Here is a 24655-nt window from a genome sequence, read left to right as displayed (position 1 = left end):
GGCCGAGCCGCCGGCCTCCTCAGTTGGCCGCGGTGCCGCCGCCGCCCTGGCCGCTCAGCGCCTGGTACTTGCCCAGGGCCTCCATCATGCGGTCGGTGAAGTTGGCTTGGGGCGCAATGCCGCCGGCGAAGCGCGGATCGGCGCGCAGGCCGGGGGCGACTTGGCTCGTCTCGACCAGGCTCGCACCGGCCGCGTCGGCTTCGCCCGGCTCGAGCGACGCCGCCTCGCGGCGTATGGCGGCCCGGCTGAGGCTGGCCGGGTAGATCCCGGGCTGGCGCGGCGGCAGCGGGCTGGTGTCCGCGGCATGCTCCGTGCTGACCTGGCTGGCTATGGCGGGGCCGGAGAAGTCGCGCGGGCTCAAGGGCATGAAGCTCTCGCGCGGCGGCACACGGCCGCCGCTGGCGGCCGGGACGCCGGCCAGCGCGGCCCGGTCCTCCTCCTGCAGCCCCTGGTCGGCCTCGGCCTGCGCCGGCGTCGGGCTCCCGCCGGCCTGCGCGCCCGACTGCGAAACGGCACTGCGGACGTCGTTGGCCAGGGCCGACAGCGCGTCGGCACCCGTCAGCACCGCGCCCCGGCCGGCCTCGGCAGGCGGCCCCGGCTGGGTCACGGCCTGGCGCGCCGCCGCCTGGACGGCTGGCGCCTCGGTGCCTGCGGGCAGTGCTGGGGCAGACGTCGCGCGCTGCGCCAGGCCGCCGTCGGTGGGCGGAGTCGTCGCAGCGGCCGTCTGGTCGGGGGTCGTGGCGCCTGCCGCGGAGCCCCGAGCCGCGGTATCGGCGGCAATCGGCGCGGACCCGTCGCCGCCGGAGATCATGGCGAGGGCGAGTCCCCCGATGTCGCGGCCGCTGGCCTGCTGGACCACCGCGCCGACCAGGCCGGCGACGAGGCCGACGGGGCCGCCGTAGATCAACGAGCCGACGACCGCGGCGCTGCTGTCCAGGGTGTCGCCGGTGACCGCGCGGTAGATCGGGCCGACGACGGGGATGTGCTGCAGCGGGTTGATGACGTCGAGGAACTGCCCGAAGGTCATCTCCCGGTCTTCCGGGCCCATTTCGCCGGCGGCGCGCAGGCGCTCGCGCTGCTCGGCCTTGAGCGGCGGATGGATGAAGGGATCGAATTCGGAGCTGTCCATTATGGCCTGCATCACGCAAGACCGATGCCAGAGGCCGTCACCAGCCGAGTCAGGCACTTAGCGAAGCGGTCCGGCGGCACCGGCCACTCTTGCCCGGCAGAAGCTGCCGGTCAGAACAGGTGGCCGAAGCGTGCCGCCTTGGTCGCCAGGTAGCCTTCGTTGTGGCCGTTGGAGGGGAAGCTGTGCGGCACCCGCTCGACGATCTCGATGCCGGCCCCGGCGAGGGCCTCCAACTTGTCGGGATTGTTGGTCAGCAGGCGCACGCGCGCGACCCCGAGGGCCTCGAGCATCGCCGCCGCCGGCCGGTAGGTCCGTTCGTCGCCGGCGAAGCCGAGGGCCTCGTTGGCCTCCAGGGTGTCGGCGCCGCGATCCTGCAGGGAATAGGCGCGCAGTTTGTTGACCAGGCCGATGCCGCGGCCTTCCTGGGCGAGATAGAGCAGGATGCCGCCGCCCGCGGCGCTCATGGCGGCGAGGGCGCCGCGCAGCTGCTCGCCGCAGTCGCAGCGCAGCGAGCCCAGCAGGTCGCCGGTGAAGCACTCGGAATGGACCCGCACCAGCGGCGTGGCCTCCTCCTCGGGGCGCCCGACCAGCACCGCCAGGTGCTCGCGGCCGCCGTCACGCGGCCGGAAGGCGACGATTCGCGCGTCCCCGGCGAGCGCCAGCGGCACCCGTGCCTCGGCGACCCGGACCAGGGTCGTATCGACCCAGCCAGCGTAGGCCGCGACTTCGCCCGTCGAGACCCGCCAGGGGCAGTCGAGCGCGCTATGGGCGAGCAGGGCGATCGGCATCAGGTGCGCCAGCTTGCAAAGGCCGAGCGCGGCTTCGGTACCGCTGGGCGCGGCCCCGAGGCGGTCCTCGGCGGGCAGGTCGGCCCGGGGCCGGCCCGGATCGATCAGCGGCAGCAGCTCGGCGAGGCCGAGTCCGGAGACCTCGAGGGCCGCGTGGCCGGCGTCGTCGTGCCAGGCGGCGCTGACCAGCCACAGGCCGCCAGGGCCGGCCTGCGACCTGAAGGCGCGCAGGCCGGCCTCGTCCAGGCACTCCGGCGCCGCCGCGAGCAGCGGCCCGCCGGCCGCCTCGAGGACCACGGCGGCGCCGCGGCGCAGCGCCGCCAGGGCCTGCTGCACGCGATGAGCCGCCTCCTGGCCGGAGGGGAGTGGGGGCGAGCGCTGGTCCATGGCGGTGCGTCGAACTCCGTGAAGGAAGCGACAAGGGCAAGGTCGGCGAGGCGACGGGACGACGGCAGGGGCGCTGCCGCCACCCGACGGTGGCCGATCCTCTGCGGCAGCCGGCTTTCCATGGCCGGCCACGCTGCCTATACATGGGGCAACCGGCGGCGCCGGCAACGCAGGGGAGGCTTGAAGCGCATGGGCGGGACGCTATGGCGGGGCTACGACAAGGCGGCGCTCGATCGGCAGATCAACCTGCGGGCCCGGACGCCCGAACATGTCGAGTTCTTCGCGCGCTGGGCCGAAGACAGCCGCCGGGTGCGCGCCGCGGCCGACGGCCGGCTCGACCTGCCCTACGGCGACCAGCCAATGCAGACCCTCGACTTCTTTCCGGCCGGCAAGCCCGACGCGCCCCTGATCGCCTTCGTCCACGGCGGCTACTGGCAGTCGCTCGACAAGGGCGACTTCTCCTATCTGGCGCCGCCCTTCATCGAGGCGGGCGTCGCCTACGCCTCGATCAACTACAGCCTCGCCCCGGGGGCGACCATTCCCCAGATGGTCGACGAAATCGAGCAGGCCATCGCCTGGCTCTACGAGAACGCCGAGGATCTCGGCTTCGACCGCGAGGGCATCGTCGTCGCGGGGCACTCGGCGGGTGGCCACCTGGCGGCCATGGCGGCCGTCTGCGACTGGTCCCGGCGCGACCTGCCGCACGACCTGCTGCGCGGGGTCTGTGCCGTCTCGGGTATCTACCAGCTCGAGCCGATCCGCCTGTCCTACCAGCAGGAGACCCTGAAGCTCGACGCGGCCGCGGTGGGGGCCTGCAGCCCACAGCAGCGCCTCGCCGCCCTGTCGCCGGAGCTGGCGCCGGCGATCCTGCTGGCGGTCGGCGAGGAGGAGCCGGAGGAGTTCATCGAGCAGCAGGGCGAGTTCCTGGCGGCCTGGCGCGGCCAGGGGCTGGCCGGCGCCGAGCTGACGCTGCCCGGCCGGCACCACTTCAGCGCGATCGATGCGCTCGGCGAAAAGGGTCATGCGCTGCATGAAGCGCTATGCTATCTAGCGCAAAACGGGGCGATTTCCTGAGTCCGCCCGGTTCGGAGACCACGAACGCGGGAGTGCCGAGCTGACCATGCGGGCGCCGGCTTCGAAGAAGATTCTGATCGTCGACGACGACGAGAGCCTGCGCGGCTCCCTGGCCGAGCAGCTGCAGCTGCACGAGGAGTTCTCGACGGTGCAGGCGGAATCCGGCTGCCGCGCCCTCGAGCTCGCCAAGGCCGACCACTTCGACGCGATCCTGCTCGACGTCGGCCTGCCCGACCTCGACGGCCGCGAGGTCTGCCGGCTGCTGCGCCGCAACGGCGTCAAGTCGCCGGTCATCATGCTGACCGCCATGGAGAGCGACGCCGACCAGATCCTCGGCCTCGACGCGGGCGCCAACGACTACGTCACCAAGCCCTTCAAGCTCGGCGTGCTGCTGGCACGGCTGCGCGCGCAGCTGCGCCAGCACGAGCAGAGCGAGGATGCGGTCTTCTCGATCGGCCCCTACACCTTCCGTCCCGCCGCCAAGCTGCTGCAGCACGGCGAGACCAGCCGCAAGGTGCACCTGACCGAGAAGGAGACGGCGATCCTCAAGTACCTCTATCGGGCCGGCGACCGGGCGATCGGCCGCGACACGCTGCTCGGCGAGGTTTGGGGCTACAACGCGGGGGTCACGACCCACACGCTGGAGACCCACGTCTACCGGCTGCGCCAGAAGATCGAGACCGACCCCTCGAACGCTGCGATCCTGGTGACCGAGCCGGGCGGATACCGCCTGATCCCTTGAGCGCCCTTCCGACCGCAGCAGGCGCGCTACTTGGTCGGCCGACCGCGACGCCTTACATAGAGGGCGCTATGGCACTGACCGAGTCCGGCCGTTGACGCAAGGCACCGACTTCTCCGTGACTTTCTGGGGGGTTCGCGGATCGATCGCCTGTCCCGGCCCCGAGTACAACCGCTACGGCGGCAACACCTCCTGCCTCGAGGTCCGCTGCGGCGACCAGCTGCTGATCTTCGATGCGGGCACCGGACTGCGTCCGCTCGGCCAGCGCCTGATCAGGCAGTGCGGCCCCGAAGGCCTCGACTTCGACATCTTCCTGACCCACACGCACATCGACCACATCGCCGGCGTGCCCTTCTTCGCGCCGCTGTTCGACAGCCGCAACCGGATCCGCCTGCACGCCGGCCACCTGGAGGCCGGCCTCGAGCTGCACAACGTGCTCTGCAAGTTCATGTCGGCGCCGCTCTTCCCGGTGCCGCCCGCGATCTTCGCCGCGGACTGCAGCTTCCTCGACTTCACCTGCGGCACGACCCTGCGGCCGCGGCCCGGCGTGACGCTCAGGACGGCGGCGCTCAACCATCCGAACGGCGCCTGCGGCTACCGGATCGAGTTCGATGGCCGGGCGATTTGCTACGTCACCGACACCGAGCATGTCGAAGGCGAGCTCGACTCGACGATCCTGGGGCTGATCGAGGGCGCCGACCTGATGATCTACGACTCGAGCTATACCGAGAGCGAGTATCCGCGCTATCGCGGCTGGGGCCACTCGACCTGGCAGCAGGGCGTGCGCCTCGCCGAGGCCGCCGGCACGCGGCTCGCGATCTTCCACCACGACCCGTCCCACGACGATGCCTTCATGGACCGGGTCGCCGAGGAGGCCGAGGCCGCCCGCCCGGGCACGGTCGTCGCCCGCGAGGGCATGACCCTCTCGCCGTGACGGCCCCAGCGAGGAGCGAGGCTGCGATGGGCGGGGCGCGATGAGCAGGGGCCTGCGCCGGCGCCTCGCCCTCGGCCTGCCGACGCTGCTCGGGCTGGCGGAGCGCGGGTTCTTCCTGCCCCATCGCTACGCCGGCAGCTGGCCGCGGCGGGTCCGCGACAATGCCTATCCGGAGCTGGCGGAGAGCTTCCGGGCCGCCGAGCCGGCCCTGCTGGCTCTGCTTGAAACCATGGAGCGCCACGCCCCGGCGCTGCGCGCGATCGGCGACGCGCCGCCGTCGGCGCCGCGCTGGCGGCAGAGCTGGTTTCCGCGCCTCGACGCCGCCGCCGCCTACGTGCTGCTGCGCGAGCGGCGGCCGCGCCGTCTCGTGGAGGTCGGCTCCGGCCACTCGACCCGCTTCTTCCGCCGGGCCGCCCAGGACGGCGACTTCGCCCTGGCGATCACCGCGATCGACCCGGCGCCGCGCGCGGACATCGCCGCCCTGCCGATCACCCTGCACCGCCGGCTGCTGCAGGAGCTGGTGCTGGCACCGGGGCCGGGGCCCTTCGACGGACTCGGCGCCGGCGATGTCGTGTCGCTCGACTCCAGCCACCTGCTGGTGCCCGGCAGCGACGTCGACCTCTTCTTCGGCCGGGTCCTGCCGCGCCTGCCGCTCGGCTGCCTGCTGCAGATCCACGACATCTTCCTGCCGGACGACTACCCGCCGGCCTGGGACTGGCGGGGCTACAACGAGCAGCAGGTGCTGCCGCCCTTGCTCCAGGGCGGCGGCTGGAGGATCCTCTGGTCGAGCCGCTGGGCGGCGACGCGCCTCTCCGAGCGGGTTGCGAAGGGTGTCGCGGGCAGCCTGCCGCTGATGCCGGGCGCCCTCGAGACCAGCCTCTGGCTCGAGCGGGTGCGCTGACGCCGCGCGCCATCACGCGCTTCTGATCGCCGCTTGAGCGCGAAAACCGCTAAGGCTCAGTCTCGGCCCCAGCAAGCGAGGGAGGCGGCGGTGGTTTCCAAGGAGCTGACGCCCGGGCCGAGCGCAGGAGATCCGGCCTCCCCGCAGGTTGCCGTGACTTCGCCGGCTCCGGCAGCCGAGGCCCGCCCTTCGCTCGCGGCGCGGCTGTTCGGCCGCGACGTCGATCGCCTGCAGCTGCCGCGCCGGGTCCGGGAGGCGATCCAGGGCCAGGAGGACCGGACCGAGCGGCTGATCGGCTGGCTGCAGCTCGCCATCGTCCTGCTGTTCGGCACGCTCTACCTGATCTCGCCGAAGACAGCGCCCGAAGGACTGGAGGTCCAGCCGGTGCCGATCGCGCTCGGCGTGTACCTGGCGCTGACCCTGGTGCGCATCGCCTGGGCCTATGCCGGGCGGCTGCCGGACTGGGCGGTCGCGCTGTCCTCGGTCGTCGACATGGCGCTGCTGATGGCGCTGATCTGGTCGTTCCACCTACAGTACGGCCAGCCGCCCTCCTTCTACCTGAAGGCGCCGACCCTGCTCTACGTCTTCATCTTCATCGCCCTGCGCGCCCTGCGCTTCGACGCCCGCTTCGTCGTCTGGTCGGGCGTGGTGGCCGCGGCCGGCTGGCTGATGATGGTCGCCTACGTGATCTATTCGAACCCGCAGGACTCGATGATCACGCGCAACTACGTCGACTACCTGACCTCGAACGCGATCCTGCTCGGCGCCGAGTTCGACAAGGTCATCTCGATCCTGGTCGTCGCCATCGTGCTCGGCGTCGCTCTGGCCCGCGGGCGCAACCTCCTGGTCCGCTCGGTCAGCGAAGGCATGGCCGCGCAGGAGCTGTCGCGCTTCTTCGCGCCGCAGATCGCCCGGCGCATCACCGGCTCCGAGCAGGTCGTCCAGGCGGGCAGCGCCGAGATCTGCGAGGCCGCGATCCTCAACCTCGACCTGCGCGGCTTCACCCCGCTCGCCGAGACCGAGCCGCCGCAGGCGGTGCTCGCGATCCTCGGCGAGTACCAGGCGCGGGTCGTGCCGATCGTCCAGGCCCACGGCGGCTCGATCGACAAGTTCCTGGGCGACGGCATCATGGCCTCCTTCGGCGCGACCCAGCAGAGTGAGACCTATGCCGCCGACGCCCTCCGCGCGCTCGAGGCGGTGGTCGCGGAGGGCTCGCGCTGGCGCGAGGAGCGCAGCGCCGCCGGACGACCGGCGCCGGCGGTCAACGGCGCGGTGGCGACCGGGCCGGTGCTGTTCGGCGCGGTCGGCACTGCCAAGCGCCTGGAGATCACCGTAATCGGCGAGGCCGTCAATCTCTCGGCCAAGCTGGAGAAGCACAACAAGCAGGCCGGCAGCCTGGCGCTGGCGACCGCCGCGGCCTACGCGCTCGCCTGCCGCCAGGGCTTCGAGCGGCGGCCCGCCCACCAATCGCTGCCCGGCGAGGCACTCGCCGGGGTCGGCCTGCCGCTCGACCTCGTGCGGCTCGTCTGAAAAGGGCGCGGCAGACCGGCAAGCCGCTCAGCGGCCGTTGCCGCCGTTGCGCTCCTGCTCCTCGCCGAGGACCAGCCCGGGGTCGAGGCCGAGCAGGCCGCAGAGGCGCTTGAACTCGCGGATCTCGGCCGGGTGGTCGACGCCGTCGGCGCCCAGCACGAGGTAGGCGGCCCGCAGCAGCGTCCGGCTGTGCTTGTAGCGGCCCTGGAAGCGCTCGACCTTGCGGTAGAGCACGCGGCGCGCCCGCAGTGCCTCCAGCGGATCGGCCAGCAGCGTGCGGTACTGCTCGAACAGCAGCAGCGCCTTGGCGCTGTCCAGCTCACGCAGGATCGGCAGGCGATCGAAGGCCTCGCGGACCGTCGCCTGCTCCAGCGCGTCGACCTCGCCGTCGGCCTCGGCGATCAGCAGGCAGGCGGCCATGGTCGCCCTCAGGAACTCCTTGTCGCGGAAGCGGCGCAGCTCGGTTTCGAGCTTGGCCAGGAGGCCGGGTTGCATCGCGGTCGAGGTTCCTGCGAGAGGGGTGCGGCAGCGCCGGCCCTATTTGTAGGGATCGGCGGCGTCGCGCAAGCCGTCGCCGAGGAAATTGAAGGCGAGGACGACCAGCACGACCGGCACGCCCGGCAGCAGCAGCCAGGGGTAGACGTTGATCACCGAGCTCGATTGCGCCTCGGTCAGCAGCACGCCCCAGGAGGTTACCGGCGGGCGTAGGCCGAGACCCAGGAAGGACAGCGCGGTCTCGGCCAGGATGATGGTCGGGATCGACAGGGTCGCCGAGGCGATCAGGTGGCTGGTGAAGCTCGGCAGCAGGTGTCGGCCGATGATGCGCACCGGCCGGGCGCCCATCAGCTGGGCGGCGGTGGTGAAGTCCTCCTCGCGCAGCGAGAAAAGCTTGGAGCGCACGGCCCGCGCCAGCCCCGGCCACTCCAGGAAGGCCAGGATCAGGGTCAGGCCGAAGAACACGCCGATCGGCGACCAGGTCACCGGCAGGATCGCCGAGAGCGTCATGAACAGCGGGATCTCGGGGAAGGAGCGGATGATCTCGATGGTCCGCTGCACGACATTGTCGACCCAGCCGCCGTAGTAGCCGGCGAGGCCGCCGATGACGATCCCGAGCACGAAGGACAGGGTGATGCCGATGAGGCCGATGGTGAGCGAGATGCGCGCGCCGTAGATGATCCGGCTCAGCACGTCGCGGCCCAGGCGATCGGTGCCGAGCGGGAAGAACTCGCCGCCCACGGCCGGGCAGACGAGGTGGAAGTCCGCCTCGAAGAGACCCCAGAAGCGGTACTCGTCGCCGGAGCAGAAGTACCGCAGCGGCTGCACCTTGTCGGGATTCGAGACGTACACGCGGCGTAGCGTGTCCATGTCGAGCGTCTGGTCGAAGCCGTAGACGAAGGGCCCGATGAACTCGCCCTCGTGGAACAGGTGCAGCGCCTGGGGCGGAGCGTAGATGAAGTCGGTATGCCGGCTGTGCAGCTCGTAGGGCGCCTGGATCTCGGCGAAGAGCACGAAGCTGTAGAAGAAGACCAGCACGGCGAGGGAGATCAAAGCCAGCCTGTGGCGCCGGAACTTCCACCACATGATCGTCCACTGGCCGGCCAGGTAGTAGCGCTCCTGCTCCGGCGACATGGCCGTCGTTTCGTGCGGGTCGAAGGGTGTCTCGTCGACCCAGTGCTCGAGCCGGTCTTCCGCCGGCCCTCCGTCGGGCGTCCGTTCCGGTCCGCGCGTCGTGTCGCTCACTTGGTCGCTCCCCCGGTCAGGCGGATCCGCGGGTCGAGCGCGGCCAGCGCGATATCGGAGACGTACACCCCGATCACGACCAGCATCGACTGGAACATCAGGAAGGAGCCGGCCAGGTACATGTCCTGGCTCTGCAGCGCCGTGACCAGCATTTGCCCGGTCGTGTTCAGGTCGAGCACGACCGAGATCACCGCCGCGCCGGAAATGACCTGGGGCAGCAGGTTGCCGATGTCGGCGATGAAGGGGTTGATCGCCAGGCGCAGCGGATACTTGAACAGCAGCTTGAGCGGCGGCACGCCCTTGGCCCGCGCCGTCACGACATACTGTTTCTCCAGCTCGTCGAGCAGATTGGCGCGCAGCCGGCGGATCATGGCCGCGGTGCCGGCGGTGCCGATCACCAGCACCGGGACCCAGAGGTGCGCCAGCACCGAGCCGGCCTTGGCCCAGGACCAGGACTGGTTGACGTACTCGGGGTCCATCAGGCCGCCGATCGAGGTGCCGAACCACTCGTAGGCGAGATGGAGCAGGATCAGCGCGAGCAGGAAGTTCGGCGTCGCCAGGCCGAGCAGGCCGATGAAGGAGAGGGTGTAGTCGCCGAAGGAGTACTGCTTGACCGCCGTGTAGACGCCGATCGGAAAGGCCACGACGTAGGTGAAGACGATCGAGGCGGTGGCGACCACCACGGTCAGCAGCAGCCGGTCGCCGACCACATCCGACACCGGCAGGCGGTACTCGAAGGAATAGCCGAGGTCGCCCTGCAGCAGGCCCAGGACCCAGACCGCGTACTGCTCCAGGAACGGCCGGTCGAGGCCGTACTGCGCGCGCAGGAAGGCGATCTTGGCAGGGTCGACCGCCTCGCCCTGGGCCTGGAGCTCGGCGATGTATGTCTCCAGGTAGTCGCCCGGCGGCAGCTGGATGATCACGAAGATGATGAAGGAGATCACCAGCAGCGTCGGGATCATGATCAGCAGGCGGCGCAGCGTGTAGGCCAGCATCAGACCGCCCGCCTGTTCTGCCGGTCGACGGCGCCGAGGTCGGGGTCGTAGCGCACGAAATGGCCCTCGCCGATGTCGATCAGCCGCGGGTGGGTGCGGCCGTCGGTGGTGAAGGGCGCGGGCCAGGCCTCCGGGTCGGAGGCGCGGCCCTCCATCAGCGCGCTCAGGTCGAGCGGCTTGGACAGGCTCGGCTCCGGCACCGCGGCGAGCAGCGCCTGGGTGTAGGGGTGGATCGGGTCGTTGAACAGCATCTGCTTGGGCGCCAGCTCGACCAGCCGCCCGCGGCACATGACGGCGATCCGGTCGGCGATGTAGTCGACGACGGCCAGGTTGTGGCTGATGAACAGGTAGGTCAGGCCGAGCTCGGCGCGCAGGTCCTTGAGCAGGTTGAGGATCTGCGCCTGGATCGAGACGTCGAGCGCGGACACCGGCTCGTCGCAGATCAGCAGCTCCGGGCGCAGCGCGAGCGCCCGGGCGATGCCGATGCGCTGGCGCTGGCCGCCCGAGAAGGAGTGCGGGTAGCGCTTGAGATGGCGCACGTCGAGACCGACCAGGCGCATCAGCTCCTTGACCAGCTCGGCGCGGCTGGCGTCGTCGCCGATGCCGTGGATGACCAGTGGCTCGCTGATGATCTCGAACACCGTCATGCGCGGGTTGAGCGAGCCGAAGGGATCCTGGAAGACGAACTGCATGCGCCGGCGCAGGGCGGTCAGCTCGGAACCCTCCAGCGCCAGGACGTCGACCTCCCCGCTGCCGTCGTGGAAGGTGATGCTGCCGGAATCGGGGGTCAGCGCCCGCATGATCATCTTCGAGACGGTGGTCTTGCCGCAGCCGGATTCCCCGACCAGTCCCAGGCACTCGCCACGCTGGATCGTGAAGCTGACGCCGTCGACGGCCAGCACCGTCTCGGCGCGGCGCGGCGAGGTCCAGCCGGACTTGCGGATCGCGAACTCCTTGCGCAGGCCCTCGACCTCGAGCAGCGGCGCGTCGCTCGGGGCGCCGGCGTCCTGGGCCTGCCAGTGGCGCAGCAGCTCGCTGTCGGAGTCGGTCTCGATCTCGCGCAGCGGCTCCAGGCGCTCGCCGGGCTTCATGTCGAAGCGCGGCACGGCGTGCAGCAGGGCCTTCAGATAGGGGTGGCGCGGGTCGCGGAAGATATCCTCGACCGTGCCGCGCTCCATGACCTGGCCGCGGTACATGACCACGACCTCCTCGGCCATGTTGGCGACCACGCCGAGATCGTGGGTGATGAGCAGGATCGCCATGCCGAGCTCAGCCTGCAGGTCCTTCAGCAGCTTCAGGATCTGGGCCTGGATCGTGACGTCCAGGGCGGTCGTCGGCTCGTCGGCGATCAGCAGGGCCGGCCGGCAGACCAGCGCCATGGCGATGACCGCGCGCTGGCGCAGGCCGCCGGACAGCTCGAAGGGATAGGTCCTGAGGGCGCGCTTCGGCTCGGGGAAACCGACCAGCCCGAGCATCTCCTCGACCAGTTCGTCGGCCTCCCGGCCGCGCAGCGAGCGGTGCAGCTCCAGCGCCTCGCCGACCTGGTTGCCGATGGTGTGCACCGGCGACAGCGAGGTCATCGGCTCCTGGAAGACGATCGACAGGCGACCGCCGCGCAGGTCGCGCATGGCCCGCGAATCCCGGTCCAGCGCGGCGATGTCGACGACCGCTCCCTGGTTCTGCGGGTCGGCGAAGAGGATACGACCGCCCGTGACCCGGGCGCTCTTTGGCAGGATCCCGAGGATCGCCTGGCTGACCACCGACTTGCCCGAGCCGGATTCGCCGACCAGGGCGACGGTCGAGCCCGGCCGGACCCGGAAGGAGACGCCGCGCACCGCTTCCAGCTGGCCTTCCGGCAGGCGGAAGCCGACCTTCAGGTCCTCGACCCTGAGCAGATCCTGCACCGGCGCGCCCCCCGTCAGCGCCCGAAGTCCGGCTCGGCCGTCGGCCGCGGCGTCTCGCTGTCGGTGTCGATGCCGATCGCCAGGAAGTTGCCCGCGGTCGCCGGGTCGAGCGTCAGGCCGTTGCGCCGTGCCGCCCGGCAGGACCACCAGGCGATGTCCCGGAAGCCGGCGATGGAGGACTCGATCTTCATCTTCCGTGCGGGACCGTAGAGCGTCAGTTCCAGGAAGCCGCCGCCGCGCCCCTTGCGCTGCCGGTGCGTGCCGAAGTAGCGCAGCCGCAGGCCCTTCAGCTCGGCCCAGGGCAGCGCGCGCGTCGCGTTGGCGGTGCGGGTGAAGATGCCCTCGTCGTTGACCGCGACCTCGGTCAGGTGCTGGCGTAGCGTGCGCAGGGCGAACAGCCCGAAAGCCAGGGCCAGACCGCCGAAGATCAGCCCCATCAGCCAGTTGACCCGTTCGGCGGCGAGGAGCACCGCGAGGCCGAAGGCGACTCCAATGACGGCACGCAGGTAGTCCCCGACCAGCCGGTTCGGCGGATAGCGGTAGTAGGCCGTCACCGCGTCGCTCATTCCCCCTCCCGGTCGGCAGCGCGGCGCACTATAGCAGCCATGGCCGCGACGATCTCGGCCGAGTGGCGGGCCCCCTCGATATTTATCGAGGGCGTCGGCCGCGGTTGCAACGCGGCGGCCTCGGCGGCCTCGGCTAGGTTCTGGGGCGACAGGGCGGCCTCGTCAAGCAGGCTCAGCCAACCGCGCTCGGCGAAGCGCCGGGCACGTTCCCCCTGCTCGGTCTCGCCGGCCTCAGCATAGGGCACGGCGAGCAGGCGGGCGCCGGCGGCCAGCCCTTCCAGCAGGGTGTTGACCCCGGCCTGGCCGATCGCCAGTCGGCAACGGCCGAGCAGGGCCGGGAAGTCCGACCGGGCGGGCTCGACGAGGACGCCCTCGTCGCTCGCGGCGAGCAGCCGCCGACGACCCTCCTCCGGCAGGTTCGGGCCGAGCAGCAGCCGCCAGGGCAGGGTGCCGAGGTTCGGGCAGAGCGGCCGTGCGGCCAGCGCCGTCTCGAGCAGCGCCAGGCCGAAGGCGCCGCCGCCGGCGGAGACCAGGACCTCGTCGCGCCCGGCCTCGGCACCGGCGGCCTCGGTCGCCTCGGCGCGGGTCGCGACGTAGCCGGTGTAGCGCAGCCGGTCGCCGAGCTCGCCGGCCAGGGCGAAGCTCTCCTCGAAGCGCAGGACCGCCGGGTCGCCGTGGACCAGGAGGGCGTCGTAGGGTGCGGCCGCCTCGACCATCCAGCGCAGCTTCTCGACCGGCTTGGCGACCAGCAGGTCGCGCACCGAGGCGAGCAGCCGCGGCCGCGGCTGCGCCGCCTGGACGGCCGCGACCAGCGCCTCGACCTCGGCGCGCAGCGACCGCCGGCCGAAGGGGTACATCTCGGTCATGACGACCGCGGGGCGAGCCGTCTCGAAGGCCGCGAGCAGCTGCTCGCGGCGGGCGGCCAGCAGGTCGGGCCCGGCCGCCGCCCCGGCGGCGGCGCCCAGCCGGGCGAAGCTCGCGTCCGGGCTGTGCAGGGACGGCAGCTGGACCAGCGCCACGCCGGCGCGCGCCAGTGCCGGCGCCAGGCTCGGCACCGGCCGGCCGCCGGAGACCAAAGTCACCGCCAGCCCCTCGGCGCGGCAGGCCCGGGCGATCGCCGCCGCGCGGCGCAGGTGGCCGATGCCGTAGAGGTGGGTGACCCAGATCAGCAGCCCGTCCGGCGCGGCCTTCACGGCACCAGCTCCCGCAGGATGGCATCGAGCCGGCGGCTGGCCGCCGGCAGGTCGTGGCGCTCGGCGACGCGCCGCCGCGCCGCGGCGCCGAGGCGGCGGCGCAGGGTCTCGTCGTCGAGCAGCCGGGCCAGCTCCGCCGCGAAGACAACGGGGTCGTCGCGGTCGGCGAGCAGGCCGGTCTCGCCGTCGGCGACCACGGCCGATACCCCGATGCCGTGGCCGGCCACGACCGGCAGGCCGGCGGCCTGGGCCTCGAGCAGGGCCATGCCGTAGGCCTCGTCGATCGCCGGCCAGGCGAGCAGGTCGGCGCTGGCGTAGGCGGCGGCCAGGGCCGGGCCCTCGAGCCGGCCGGCGAGGTGGCAGCGTTCGCCCAGCGGCGCCAGCAGCGCCGCGACCTCGGCGCGCGCCGGGCCGTCGCCGACGACCAGCAGCCGCCAGTCGCGGTCGCGAAGCCGTTCCAGTGCCGCAACGAGCAGGCGGTAGGAGGCGAGCTTGGCGCCCGGCCGCATCATGCCGACCGCCAGCAGCCACGGACCCCGGGGATCGAGCGCAGGCCAGCGCGTCCGGGCGGGCGCGGCCTCGCGAAGGGGCGCGGCCTCGAGGAAGGGCGGCAGGTCGCGCAGCTTGGCGCGCTCGGGCAGGCAGGCGACGTTGGCCGGGTTGAGCGGGATCACCGCGGCGGCCGCGGCCAGCGCCTCCAGCGTCGCCCGGTAGCCGGGCGCCCAGGGCCCATCGGCGCGCTTCGGAGCGACCGAGGCCTCGGCGACCAGGTAGGGAATCCCGAGCCGCCGGCTCGCCGCTGGCCCGACCCAGTCCGGCGCCTTGTAGTAGAGGTGGTAGGTGAACCAGAGGTCCGGCCGGAAGCGCGCGCCGGCGCCGGCGGCATAGCGGGCGGCGAGCCGGTCCCCGAGCAGGGCGAGCCGTGCCTGGCGGGCCGGGTCGCCCTGCGCGTCGCGGCTGCGCAGGCGGCAGGCCAGGGCGACCTCGTGGCCGGCCAGCTCGAGGGCCTGGACCAGGCGGCGCGCCATCGTACGGTCGCCGGAAGGCACGGGGTCGTCGGGCGGCTTGAGCGGGGCGTAGAAGGCGACGCGCAGGGGTCGGCGGGCCGGCGGCCGCGCACCGCGTTCGCCCGTCACGGCGCGCCCCGCGCCGGCAGCGCGCCCGGCGCCAGCCGCTCGACCAGCCGCGCGACGTTCGCCTGGAAGTCGAAGTCGCGGCACACCCGCTCGGCGCCGGCGCAACCGAGCCGCTCGCGCTCGGCTGGCGCGGCGATGAGGCCGGCCAGCGCCGCGGCCAGGGCGGCGGGATCGCCCGGCGGCACGAGCACGCCGGTCCGGCCTTCGAGGATCAGCTCGGGGATGGCCGAGAAGCGGGTCGCCAGGCAGGCCAGCGCCTGGCTCTGCGCCTCCATCAGCACGTTGGGCAGGCCGTCGCGGTCGCCGTCGCCGGCCTCGCGCGAGGCCAGGACGAAGAGGTCGGCGGCGCGGTAGGCGGCGATCACCTGCTCCTGGGCGCAGGGGCCGAGCCACTCGATGCGCGCCGAGAGTCCGAGGGCTTCGGCCTGCCGCCTGAGTCGTCCGGCCAGGGCGCCGCCGCCGATGTGGGTCAGGCGCCAGGACAGCCCCTGCGGCAGCCGCGCCAGCGCCTCCAGCAGGTCGTCGTAGCCCTTCTTCTCGACCGCGCGCCCGACCGAGAGCAGGCGGACCGGGTCGCCGGGATCGCTGCCGTCGCGCGCCGGGCGGGTGCCCGGAGGCGGTGGGAAGCGCGCGAGATCGAGGCCGTGGTAGAGCAGGACCACCTTATCCGGCCGATCGGCGAGCGCCGCGAGATGGTCGTGGCCGACGGCGGTGCAGGTGACCAGCCAGTCGAGGTCGGCCAGCTTTTCGCGCTTCTCCCAGTCCGGCGTCGTCCAGATGTCGCGGGCGTGGGCGGAGGCCGACCAGGGCAGGCCGCGCATCGCTGCGGCGTAGCGGGCGACCGAGCCCGGCGTGTGCAGGAAGTGGACGTGGAGCCGCTCCGTCTCGGCGGGCAGCTCGGCGGCGGCGACGCAGGCCTGCCCGAAGCGGCGCAGGCGGTTGCGCGTCGGCTCGCGCCTCAGGTCGCGCAGGAAGCGGGCGAGGGCGCCGCGGTAGCCGGGCAGGCGGCGCGCGCGCCACCAGCCGCGCAGCACGCGCCGGGGCGCCTCGTGCAGGTACTCCGGCAGGTATCGCAGCGGTGCGGCGATCTCCCGATGCACCGGGTGGACCGCCGGGTCGGTGGGCCGGCGCAGCGAGACGATCTCCAGCTCGATGCCGGCGCGCTGCAGCGCCAGGATCTCCTGGGCGATGAAGGTTTCCGACAGGCGGGGATAGCCCTTGAGCAGGATCGCGAGACGCGGCATGGCGGGGTTGGTGTGCGGGGCCGGGGTGCGTCCGTCAAGCGCCAAGCCCGAACGGGCCTGGCGTTCAGCGCATCCGCGCGGCCACGGGCGCCTTGTTGCGTCCCAGCGCGAGGCGGTGGCGGGTCAGGCGCACCACCGACTCGCGGCCGTCGAGCAGGCCGGGCACGACCCGCTCGGAAGGCCGCGGCTGCTGGACCAGGTTGCGCAGCGCGGTCGCCATGGTCTGGGCGTCGCGCCGGCCGTCGTCGGCGAGCATGCGCACCAGGCCGAGCTCCTGGGCCCGCGAGGCGCGGATCAGCTGCTCTCGGCGCGGTTCCTGGCGCGGCACGATGATCGCCCGCTTGTCGAAGGAAAGCACCTCGCAGAAGGTGTTGTAGCCGCCCATCGCGACGACCCCGACGGCGCGCTCCATCAGGCTCTCGAGGTGCGCCGAAAAGGTCAGCGCCTCGACCCGCTCGAGGCGGTTCACCCGGCGCTGGAAGTCGTGCTGGAGCTCCGAGCCCATGAAGGGACCGAGCACGATCAGCGCGGGATGCGGAATGCCGGGATCGCGCTCGTAGGCGCGCAGCACCCAGTCGACGATCTGCTCGCCGTCGCCGCCGCCGCCGACCGTCACCAGGACGTAGGGCTCCTCGATCTTCTCGAGCGGCACCTCGGGGGCGTTCTCCGAGATCGCCCGGCGCAGGTAGCCGGTGTAGCTGACGCGCTTGCGCACGCCGGCCGGCACGGGCAGCCCTTCCAGCGGGTCGCAGATCTGCGGCAGGCCGTAGACCCAGAGGTCGTCGTAGTAGGCGTCGAGCGCCGGCAGGGCGTTCTTGCGCGCCCACTCGGTGGCCAGGAGCTCGGGGTCGTCCATGACGTCGCGCAGGCCGAGCACGCAGGGCACGCCCCGCTCGCGCATCAGCTCGAGGGTCGGCTCGACCTCGCCGCGCAGGCCGAGCGGCTCCTTGTCGACCAGCAGCAGGTCGGGATCGAAGATCTCGGCCGTGTGCTTGATGATCGAGGCGCGCAGCGCCAGGGTCTGCTCGATGTCGAGCGGCAGCTTGAGCGAGACGTAGTCGCCGTCGCGCAGCTTGATGACGCCCGGGATGCGCACGAAGTCGACGCGGTTCTGGAAATCGAAACTGCCGATGATCGGCGAGCCCGAAAGGATCAGCACCGAGAGGTCGCGCTCCGCCTCGACCAGGGCATGGGCGATCTCGCGGCAGCGCCGCAGGTGGCCCAGGCCGAAGGAGTCGTGGCTGTAGACGAGGATGCGCGCGCCGTCGCGTCCGTCGGTCATGGTTCGGATTTCCCCCCCGGGCCCCGCGGCAGCGTCTTCCGCGGGGCGACTATGCCACAGGGCCGGGCACGGCCAAAGCGCGAGTTGGCGGCGCGCGCCGGGCAGGCTAAGCTCCGCGCCGGCCGGCCGGTGGGCCCGGCCGATCCTCGGCCAGGGGTTTCGCAGGGGGCGATGGAGCCGAACCTTTTCAAGTACATCTGGCGGCACAGCAGGCGCGACCAGCTGGCGATCCTGCTGCTCGTTCTGATCTCGCTGCCCTTCTACTTCGCCTCGCTGAACCTGCCCAAGCAGATCGTCAACCAGGGCATCCAGGGCAACGGCTTCGAGAGCCCCTCCGACACCCAGGTGTTCGGCAGGGTCCACCTGCCGCTCGGCGACCGGCTGTTCGGCGAACCGGTCTTGCTGTTCGAAGGCGTTCCGCTCGACCAGGTCGAGACGCTGATGACCCTGTCCTTCATCTTCCTGGGCCTGGTCTGCGTCAACGGCGGCTTCAAGTTCATCATCAACACCTCCAAGGGCCGGCTCGGCGAGCGCATGTTGCGGCGCCTGCGCTTCGAGCTGGCCGACCGCCTGCTACGATTCCGCCTCGGCCAGCTCCGACGCATGAAGGGCCCCGAGGTCGCGACCATGATCAAGGACGAGGTGGAGCCGCTCGGCGGCTTCATCGGCGACGCCTTCGTCACGCCTGCCTTCCTCGGCGGCCAGGCGATCACCGCCATGGTCTTCATCATGTCGCAGTCGCTCTGGCTGGGGCTGGTCGCCGGCGGCATCGTGCTGTTCCAGGCGATCCTGATCCCGCGCCTGCGGATTCCGATACTGCGCCTCGGCAAGCAGCGCCAGCTGACCGCGCGGCAGCTCGCCGGCCGGGTCGGGGAGGTCATGGACGGGGCGGTCGAGATCCACTCCAACGACGGCTCCAACTGGGAGCGCGCCGAGCTGACCAGCCGCCTCGGCCAGATCTTCCACATCCGGTTCGAGATCTACCAGCGCAAGTTCTTCGTCAAATTCCTGAACAACTTTCTCAGCCAGCTGACGCCCTTCATCTTCTACGCGGGCGGCGGCCTGCTCGCGATCCGTGGGCAGCTCGACATCGGTGCCCTGGTCGCGGTGATCGCGGCCTACAAGGACCTGCCCGGGCCGATCCGCGACCTGATAAACTGGGAGCAGCAGCGCAACGACGTCCAGATCAAGTACGACCAGGTGATCGAGCAGTTCCAGCCGACCGACATCCTGGAGCCCGCCAAGCAGGACTCGGAAGTCGAGGTCCTGCCGCTGACCGGCGCCCTGACCGCCGCCAGCCTGAGCCTTGTCGACGACAACAACGCCCGCCACGTCGACAACGTCTCGGTGGAGCTGCCGCTTGACCGCCGCGTCGCCGTCGTCGGCGACGCCACCAGCGGCAAGGACGACCTGGCGCTGCTGCTCGCCGGCCTGTTCCCGCCGAGCGGCGGCAAGCTGCGGATCGGCGGGCGCGACGTCCAGGAGCTGCCCGAGGCCCTGCTCGGCCGGCGCATCGGCTACGTCGACCCGGCCGCCTACCTGTTCGCCAACAGCCTGCGCGACAATCTGCTCTACGGGCTCCGGCACCGGCCGCTGCGCGAGTCCGACAGCAGCGGCAAGGCGCTCGAGCGCTGGAAGGCGCAGCTCGCCGAGAACCGGCGCGCCGGCAACTCGGCCTTCCACCTGGAGGCCGACTGGACCGACTACGAGGCGGCCGGCTGCAGCGGCCCCGAGGAGCTGCTGGAGCGCATCCTGGAGGTCCTGGAGACGGTCGACCTGGCGGAAGACGTCTACCGCTTCGGCCTCAACGGCTCGATCGACCCCGCGGCCATGCCGGATGTCGCGCAGCGCCTGCTCGAAGCGCGCGACGCCCTGGCCGGGCACCTCGCCGAGCAGGACCGCGCCGACCTGGTCGTGCGCTTCGACGCCGAGACCTACAACGCCAACGCCTCGCTGGCGGAGAACCTGCTGTTCGGCACGCCCAAGCGCGCCGATTTCGCGGCCGAGGCCCTGGTCGACAACCCCCTGGTCGGCGAGGCCCTGAAGCGCGCCGACCTGCAGGGGCTGCTCGCGGAGAAGGGCCTGGCGATCGCTCAGACGATGGTCGAGATCTTCGCCGACCTGCCGCCGGGCCATCCCTTCTTCGAGCAGTTCTCCTTCATCGACGCGGACGACCTGCCGGAGTTCCGCCAGCTCGTTACGCGAGCGGAACAGCGTGGCGTCGAGCAGCTCGCCGGCGAGGAGCGGCGCCGTCTCGAGGCGCTGCCGTTCCGCTACATCGAGGCGCGGCACCGCCTGGGCCTGGTCGACGACAGCTTCGCCGCCCGCGTCGTCGAGGCGCGCCGGCTGATCGCCGAGGCGGTCCGTGCGCGCGACCCGGAGGCGGTCGAGTTCTACGACGCCGCGACCTACAACGCCGCCGCCTCGATCCTGGACAACGTGCTGTTCGGGCGCCTGGTCTACGGCCAGGCGGGCGCCGAGGAGGCGGTCGGCGCCGCGGTCCGAGAGACGCTGGATTCCCTGGGTTTGCGGCCGGCGGTCTGTGCGGTCGGGCTGGACTTCCACGTCGGCGTCGGCGGCAAGCGGCTGTCGGCGACCCAGCGCCAGAAGACGGCGCTGGCGCGCGCCCTGCTGAAGCGCCCGGACCTGCTGGTCATCAACCAGGCCTCCGCGGTCATGGACGGCGCCACGCGCGCGCGGCTCGTCGAGAGCGTCCTGCGCGCCCGCGAGGGGCGTGGCCTGGTCTGGTCTCTGGAACGCGCGTCGCTCGCCGAGCGCTTCGACCTGGTGCTGGTGATGCGCCACGGCCGCCTGATCGACCAGGGTACGTTCGAGGAGCTGAAGGAGCGGTGCGAGGAGCTGCAGACGTTGCTCGCAGCCGATTGACCAGGGCTCCGCTGCCCCGGTGGGGGCCGCGGCGCCTAGTGAGGGGAAAGACGCATGAGCCTCGACCAGGAAGTGGCGACACTGAAGCGGATTCCGCTGTTCGCCAACATCGACACGGCCCGGCTCAAGCTGATGGCCTTCGCCAGCCAGCGGATGGTCTTCAGGGACGGCCAGGCGCTGTGCCGCCAGGGCGACGCTGGCGACGCCGCCTACATCATCATCGAGGGCACCGCCGATGTGCTGATTCCGACCGACGAGGGGCCGCTCAAGGTCGCGACCGTCGGCAGCAACGACATCGTCGGTGAGATCGCCATCCTGATCGACGTGCCGCGCACCGCCACGGTCCAGGCGACTGGCGAGGTCGTCACGCTGAAGATCACCAAGGAGCTGTTCTTCCGTATGGTCAGCGACTTCCCCGAGATCGCCATCGAGGTCATGCGCGTGCTGGCGCACCGGCTCGAGAAGACCAACGAGCGCCTGCGCGCCGGGCGCGGCTGACCGCCACCCACGGGCCGCCGCCCCGCCGACGCCGTCTTCGCGCCTCTGGCTTGTGCTCCGTCCCCTCGAGGGGCGTGGGAGCGCAGGGCTGGGGATCGTTCCTCCCCGGCAACGAACCCGCCGCGCTACCCGAGCTGAAGGATCACCGGGACGTGGTCCGAAGGCCGCTCCCACGTCCGGGTCTCCTTGAAGACCTCCAGGCTGGTCACGGCGGAGAGCGCGGATTCGCTGGCCAGGGCGTGGTCGAGGCGCCAGCCGTAGTTGCGCTCGTAGGACTGCGGGAAGCGGTAGCCCCACCAGGTGAAAAGATGTTCCGAAGACGGAACGAAGTGGCGCCCGAGGTCGGTCAGGTGCCCGGCTTCCAGCAGGGCCGCGATCCGCTCCGACTCGCCCGGCGTGTGGCCGACGCTGCGCAGCTGCTTCTTGTGGTTCCAGACGTCGGTCTCGAGGGGCGCGACGTTGAGGTCGCCCAGGATCAGGCACTTGCGGCCCTTCGCCTCGACCCCAGACCAGCTCGCCATCTCCTCGAGAAAGCGCAGCTTGTGGGCGAAGCGTGGATTCCGTTCCGGATCCGGAATGGGCCCGCCTGAGGGGACATAGAAGCAATGCACCTCGAGGTCGCCGTCGGTCACAACGCTGACGTGGCGCTTGTCGTCGCGCTCGCACCAGACCCGGTGGTCGACGGCGCGGAAGGGCTGCTTCGAGAGGATCGCGACGCCGTTGTAGGACTTCTGGCCGCGGCGCTGCTGGTGCGGGTAGCCGAGGGCGGCGAGCTCCTGCCCGGGAAAGAGGCTGTCGTCGACCTTGGTCTCCTGCAGGCAGATCAGGTCGGGCTCGCGCGCCGCGACGAAGCGCGCGAGGTGGTCGAGCCGCTGGCGCAGCGAATTGACGTTCCAGGTCGCGATCCGCACGGAATCCCCCCTCTGCCGCCGCCGAGGTCCGAGTCCGGGCGCCAGCGGCGCGCAGGCTATCCGCCGGACGCGCGCGTCGGCAAGAAATCAAAAGCGGCAGGGAGAAGCCGAGAAAAGGAACGCCCGGTCGGGGGGCAGCCGGGCGTTCCTCGCTCCTCGGAGCGCGTGGGACCTGTCAGGGGATACAGGGGGCTCCCACGTTCTGGGCGGAACCTGTAAGGGCCCCGCCTTGTACCCCTGAGATAGTCAGCCCGTGGCGGCGCGCAATCCCTGCGTCAGCCCGCCGCACGCAAAGTTGATCGAAGGCTCGGCCTACTGCGCCGCCTGCGCGAAGCGTCCCCTGCGCTCGCGCGCGGCCGCGCCGAAAGCGCGGAACAGGGCCGTCGAGACCGGATCCTCGAGCACCTTGTACTCGGGATGCCACTGGACGCCGAGCGCGAAGGCGGCCGCGCCGGTGACGCTGATCGCCTCGATCGTGCCGTCGGGCGCCAGCCCCTCGGCGGTCAGGCCCGGGGCCAGGCGGTCGATGGCCTGCCAGTGCAGGGAGTTGACCTGGATCTCCTCGCTGCCGGCGATGGCGGCGAGCGGCCCGCCGGGCGACAGGCGGACGGTGTGGCGCCTGCCGTACTGGACGTCCATCTCCTCGTGCTGCGGCCGGCGGTGGTCGAGGCGCTCGGGCAGCTCGTGGACCCGGGCGTGCAGCGTGCCGCCGAGCGCGACGTTGAGCTCCTGGTGGCCGCGGCAGATCGCGAAGAGCGGCAGGCCGGCCTCGAGCGCCGCCTCGATCAACGGCAGCGTCGTCGCGTCGCGCGCCTCGTCGTGCGGCTCGTGCTCCGGGGTCGCACCCTGGCCGTAGCGGGTCGGATGGACGTTCGAGGGGCTGCCGGTCAGCACCAGGCCGTCCAGCCGCGCCACGATCGCGCGCGCCTCAAGGAGGTCGCCGAGCGCCGGGACGACCAGTGGGATCGCCTCGCTGGCCAGCGCGACGGCCCGCACGTACTTGTCGCCGATGGTGTGGAAATCCTGGCCGTCCAGCGGCTTGACGCAGGCCGGCAGGCCGACCAGCGGCCTGGGGCCCGAAAAGTGCGCTTGCGAGCTCATCGGCTAGACCTAGCCCGCGCCTGCGGCCGAAACAAGCGTCAGGGCGGCGCTCCTGCCATGCCACCGAGCCCCCCGCGTGGGAGTTCCCGTCGCGGGGACGTGACCGCGTGCCGCCTTGCCCGGCGCGACCGGCCATGACATCTGGGGAGCATGGAGTCATTGCAGCAGGAGCTGGTCACCTGGAAGGGCTTCGCCGTCGCCGTCTGGCTGGCCGCGCTGTTCCTCGCCGAGCGCTTGCGGCCGGCGGCGCGACCGGCGCCACCGGCCCCGGGCGAGCCGGCCGGCGGTGCGGGCCGCCTGCTGCGCAATGCCGGCCTGTGGAGCCTGACCCTGCTGCTCTCGGTCCTGGTCGTGGTGCCGCTGACCTGGTGGGCGGCCGAGCAGGCTCTCGGCTGGCGGCCGGCCTGGTGGCAGGGTGCCGGCGGCCTGCTGCTCGACCTGCTGGTTCTCGACCTGCTGATCTACTGGTGGCACCGGGCGAACCACGAGCTGCCGCTGCTCTGGCGCTTCCACGAGGTCCATCACCTGGACCGCTTCCTGGATACCACGAGCGCGCTGCGCTTCCATGCCGGCGAGGTGCTGCTCTCGGCCGCGGCCCGCGCGCTGGTCGTGCTGCTGCTCGGCTTTCCCTTCGTCTCGGTGCTGGTGTTCGAGACCCTGGTGCTGACCGCGACGCTGTTCCACCACTCCAACCTGCGCCTGCCAGGTGGTCTCGAGCGCGCCCTTTCGCGGGTCGTGATCACGCCCTCGATCCATTGGGTGCATCATCACGCCCGGCGGCGCGACACCGATTCGAACTACGGCACGATCCTGTCGATCTGGGATCCGCTGTTCGGCACGCGCAGCCCGACCGCGCGCACTCCCGGCATGGCGATCGGCGTCGAGGGCCGGCGCGAGCGCAGCCTCGGCGCCCTGCTGCTCCAGCCCTTCGCGCCGCGCGCCGAGATCGCCGCGCCGGCGAAGCTGCCGGCGAGGGAGTGACGGAACGCTTCGAGGCGGCTCAGCGGCTGTTGCGCTGGAGCGACCGGTAGCCTGGCAGCTGCTTCTCGTCGAACATCTCGCTGTCCAGCTCGACGCCGTAGCGGGTGTTCTCCAGCGCGACCTGCACCGAGACGCCGGCGGCGTCGACGATCTCCCAGCCGCGGAACTGCATCGGCTGCTCGGAGAAGACCAGGTTGACGGTGCCGCGGTCGTTGCCCTCGCGCTGGGCGACGCGCACCACCATGACGTCCTCGCTGCGCTTCATCCAGAGCACGTCGAGGCCGTCGCCGAAGCTGATCCGGTCGCGCAGCAGGAACCACAGCGGCGTCTCGAAGGTCGGCAGCTGCCGCGCTTCCTGCAGCTCGCGGTCGTAGTAGGTCAGCTCGTAGCCGTCGGCGATCATCACCACAGGGTGCGGCGCGTCGTACTCGAAGCGCATCCGGCTCGGCCGGTCGAGCGCGAGAAAGCCGGCCGCCTGGTTGCCGTTCGAGGCGGTCTGCCGGAACCGGCTGTACATCGTGTCGATGCCGTTCAGGTAATCCTCGGCGCGGCGCAGCTCGGCGCGGTCGGCATCGGTGAGCGTGCCGCTGAGGGACTGCGCCCGGGCGCGCGGAAGCGCCAGGCTGGAGGCGGTAAGGGCGGCGGCGCCGCCGATCAGGAAATCGCGTCTTTTCATGGGTGCGGGAATCCTCGCTGACATCCCTGTCATATGGGATGCGTCGCGCGGAAAGCAGCC

General features: G+C 71.8%; 22 protein-coding genes. 8 read left to right on the top strand and 14 right to left on the bottom strand.

Annotation, left to right across the window (positions count from 1 at the left end; translation table 11 throughout):
• Nucleotides 1–19: 19 nt before the first annotated feature.
• On the bottom strand, nt 20–1129 hold the full coding sequence (locus tag WD341_RS17640; RefSeq protein ID WP_368426801.1) for a hypothetical protein: 1110 nt from the start codon (nt 1127–1129) through the stop codon (nt 20–22).
• 110 nt (nt 1130–1239) lie between these two features.
• Complete coding sequence (gene ribA / locus WD341_RS17635) at nt 1240–2253, bottom strand: GTP cyclohydrolase II (RefSeq protein WP_368426800.1); 1014 nt, start codon at nt 2251–2253, stop codon at nt 1240–1242.
• Between the two features lie 240 nt (nt 2254–2493).
• Between ribA and WD341_RS17630 the strand changes: the two genes are divergently transcribed.
• From WD341_RS17630 to WD341_RS17610, 5 genes are all read left to right on the top strand, one after another.
• Complete coding sequence (locus tag WD341_RS17630) at nt 2494–3378, top strand: alpha/beta hydrolase (RefSeq protein WP_368426799.1); 885 nt, start codon at nt 2494–2496, stop codon at nt 3376–3378.
• Nucleotides 3379–3424: 46 nt separating this feature from the next.
• Nucleotides 3425–4120 carry a response regulator transcription factor gene (locus tag WD341_RS17625; RefSeq protein ID WP_368426798.1) on the top strand — a complete coding sequence of 232 codons (696 nt, stop codon included), beginning with the start codon at nt 3425–3427 and terminating at the stop codon, nt 4118–4120.
• A 91-nt stretch (nt 4121–4211) separates the two neighbouring features.
• Complete coding sequence (locus WD341_RS17620) at nt 4212–5051, top strand: MBL fold metallo-hydrolase (protein ID WP_368426797.1); 840 nt, start codon at nt 4212–4214, stop codon at nt 5049–5051.
• 40 nt (nt 5052–5091) lie between these two features.
• Nucleotides 5092–5952 carry a class I SAM-dependent methyltransferase gene (locus WD341_RS17615; RefSeq protein WP_368426796.1) on the top strand — a complete coding sequence of 287 codons (861 nt, stop codon included), beginning with the start codon at nt 5092–5094 and terminating at the stop codon, nt 5950–5952.
• A gap of 153 nt (nt 5953–6105) precedes the next feature.
• Nucleotides 6106–7482 carry an adenylate/guanylate cyclase domain-containing protein gene (locus WD341_RS17610; protein ID WP_368426795.1) on the top strand — a complete coding sequence of 459 codons (1377 nt, stop codon included), beginning with the start codon at nt 6106–6108 and terminating at the stop codon, nt 7480–7482.
• A 27-nt stretch (nt 7483–7509) separates the two neighbouring features.
• On the opposite strand, the gene WD341_RS17605 is transcribed toward WD341_RS17610, so the two are convergent.
• The 9 genes from WD341_RS17605 to WD341_RS17565 form a co-directional block, all read right to left on the bottom strand.
• Nucleotides 7510–7977: a tellurite resistance TerB family protein gene (locus WD341_RS17605; RefSeq protein WP_368426794.1), complete on the bottom strand. Its 468-nt coding sequence runs from the start codon at nt 7975–7977 to the stop codon at nt 7510–7512.
• A gap of 42 nt (nt 7978–8019) precedes the next feature.
• Nucleotides 8020–9222 (bottom strand): ABC transporter permease, encoded by a 1203-nt coding sequence (locus WD341_RS17600; RefSeq protein WP_368426793.1) that lies wholly within the window; start codon nt 9220–9222, stop codon nt 8020–8022.
• On the bottom strand, nt 9219–10217 hold the full coding sequence (locus tag WD341_RS17595) for an ABC transporter permease (protein WP_368426792.1): 999 nt from the start codon (nt 10215–10217) through the stop codon (nt 9219–9221). Before WD341_RS17595 ends, WD341_RS17600 begins: the two co-directional genes overlap by 4 nt.
• A complete protein-coding gene (locus WD341_RS17590) occupies nt 10217–12121 on the bottom strand; it encodes a dipeptide ABC transporter ATP-binding protein (RefSeq protein ID WP_368426791.1) in 1905 nt (634 codons plus the stop codon). The genes WD341_RS17595 and WD341_RS17590 overlap by 1 nt, the downstream gene beginning before the upstream one ends.
• A 14-nt stretch (nt 12122–12135) precedes the next feature.
• On the bottom strand, nt 12136–12687 hold the full coding sequence (locus WD341_RS17585; RefSeq protein WP_368426790.1) for a PH domain-containing protein: 552 nt from the start codon (nt 12685–12687) through the stop codon (nt 12136–12138).
• A complete protein-coding gene (locus tag WD341_RS17580; protein ID WP_368426789.1) occupies nt 12684–13880 on the bottom strand; it encodes a glycosyltransferase family protein in 1197 nt (398 codons plus the stop codon). Before WD341_RS17580 ends, WD341_RS17585 begins: the two co-directional genes overlap by 4 nt.
• Nucleotides 13877–15016: a glycosyltransferase family 4 protein gene (locus tag WD341_RS17575; protein ID WP_368426788.1), complete on the bottom strand. Its 1140-nt coding sequence runs from the start codon at nt 15014–15016 to the stop codon at nt 13877–13879. Before WD341_RS17575 ends, WD341_RS17580 begins: the two co-directional genes overlap by 4 nt.
• On the bottom strand, nt 15013–16260 hold the full coding sequence (locus WD341_RS17570; protein WP_368426787.1) for a glycosyltransferase: 1248 nt from the start codon (nt 16258–16260) through the stop codon (nt 15013–15015). Before WD341_RS17570 ends, WD341_RS17575 begins: the two co-directional genes overlap by 4 nt.
• Nucleotides 16261–16324: 64 nt before the next feature.
• Nucleotides 16325–17542, bottom strand: coding sequence for a glycosyltransferase family protein (locus tag WD341_RS17565; RefSeq protein WP_368426786.1), 1218 nt, complete (start codon nt 17540–17542; stop codon nt 16325–16327).
• A 171-nt stretch (nt 17543–17713) separates the two neighbouring features.
• On the opposite strand from WD341_RS17565, the gene WD341_RS17560 reads away from it, so the two are divergent.
• Nucleotides 17714–20428: an ATP-binding cassette domain-containing protein gene (locus tag WD341_RS17560; protein WP_368426785.1), complete on the top strand. Its 2715-nt coding sequence runs from the start codon at nt 17714–17716 to the stop codon at nt 20426–20428.
• A 54-nt stretch (nt 20429–20482) separates the two neighbouring features.
• On the top strand, nt 20483–20926 hold the full coding sequence (locus WD341_RS17555) for a cyclic nucleotide-binding domain-containing protein (RefSeq protein WP_368426784.1): 444 nt from the start codon (nt 20483–20485) through the stop codon (nt 20924–20926).
• 125 nt (nt 20927–21051) lie between these two features.
• On the opposite strand, the gene xth is transcribed toward WD341_RS17555, so the two are convergent.
• Both xth and WD341_RS17545 read right to left on the bottom strand, forming a co-directional pair.
• Nucleotides 21052–21837, bottom strand: coding sequence for an exodeoxyribonuclease III (gene xth, locus WD341_RS17550; RefSeq protein WP_368426783.1), 786 nt, complete (start codon nt 21835–21837; stop codon nt 21052–21054).
• A 312-nt stretch (nt 21838–22149) separates the two neighbouring features.
• Complete coding sequence (locus WD341_RS17545) at nt 22150–22938, bottom strand: gamma-glutamyl-gamma-aminobutyrate hydrolase family protein (RefSeq protein ID WP_368426782.1); 789 nt, start codon at nt 22936–22938, stop codon at nt 22150–22152.
• 150 nt (nt 22939–23088) lie between these two features.
• Between WD341_RS17545 and WD341_RS17540 the strand changes: the two genes are divergently transcribed.
• Entirely contained in the window at nt 23089–23919 is an 831-nt protein-coding gene (locus WD341_RS17540; RefSeq protein WP_368426781.1) for a sterol desaturase family protein, read from the top strand.
• A gap of 19 nt (nt 23920–23938) precedes the next feature.
• On the opposite strand, the gene WD341_RS17535 is transcribed toward WD341_RS17540, so the two are convergent.
• Nucleotides 23939–24595, bottom strand: a complete 657-nt coding sequence (locus WD341_RS17535) for an outer membrane lipoprotein carrier protein LolA (protein ID WP_368426780.1) — start codon at nt 24593–24595, stop codon at nt 23939–23941.
• Nucleotides 24596–24655: the final 60 nt, after the last annotated feature.

Origin of the sequence: Tistlia sp. (genome assembly GCF_040905785.1) — a bacterium.
Lineage (GTDB): Bacteria > Pseudomonadota > Alphaproteobacteria > Kiloniellales > DSM-21159 > Tistlia.
Note: the sequence above shows the minus strand (reverse complement) of the source record. Positions and strands in the feature narration are given on the sequence as shown.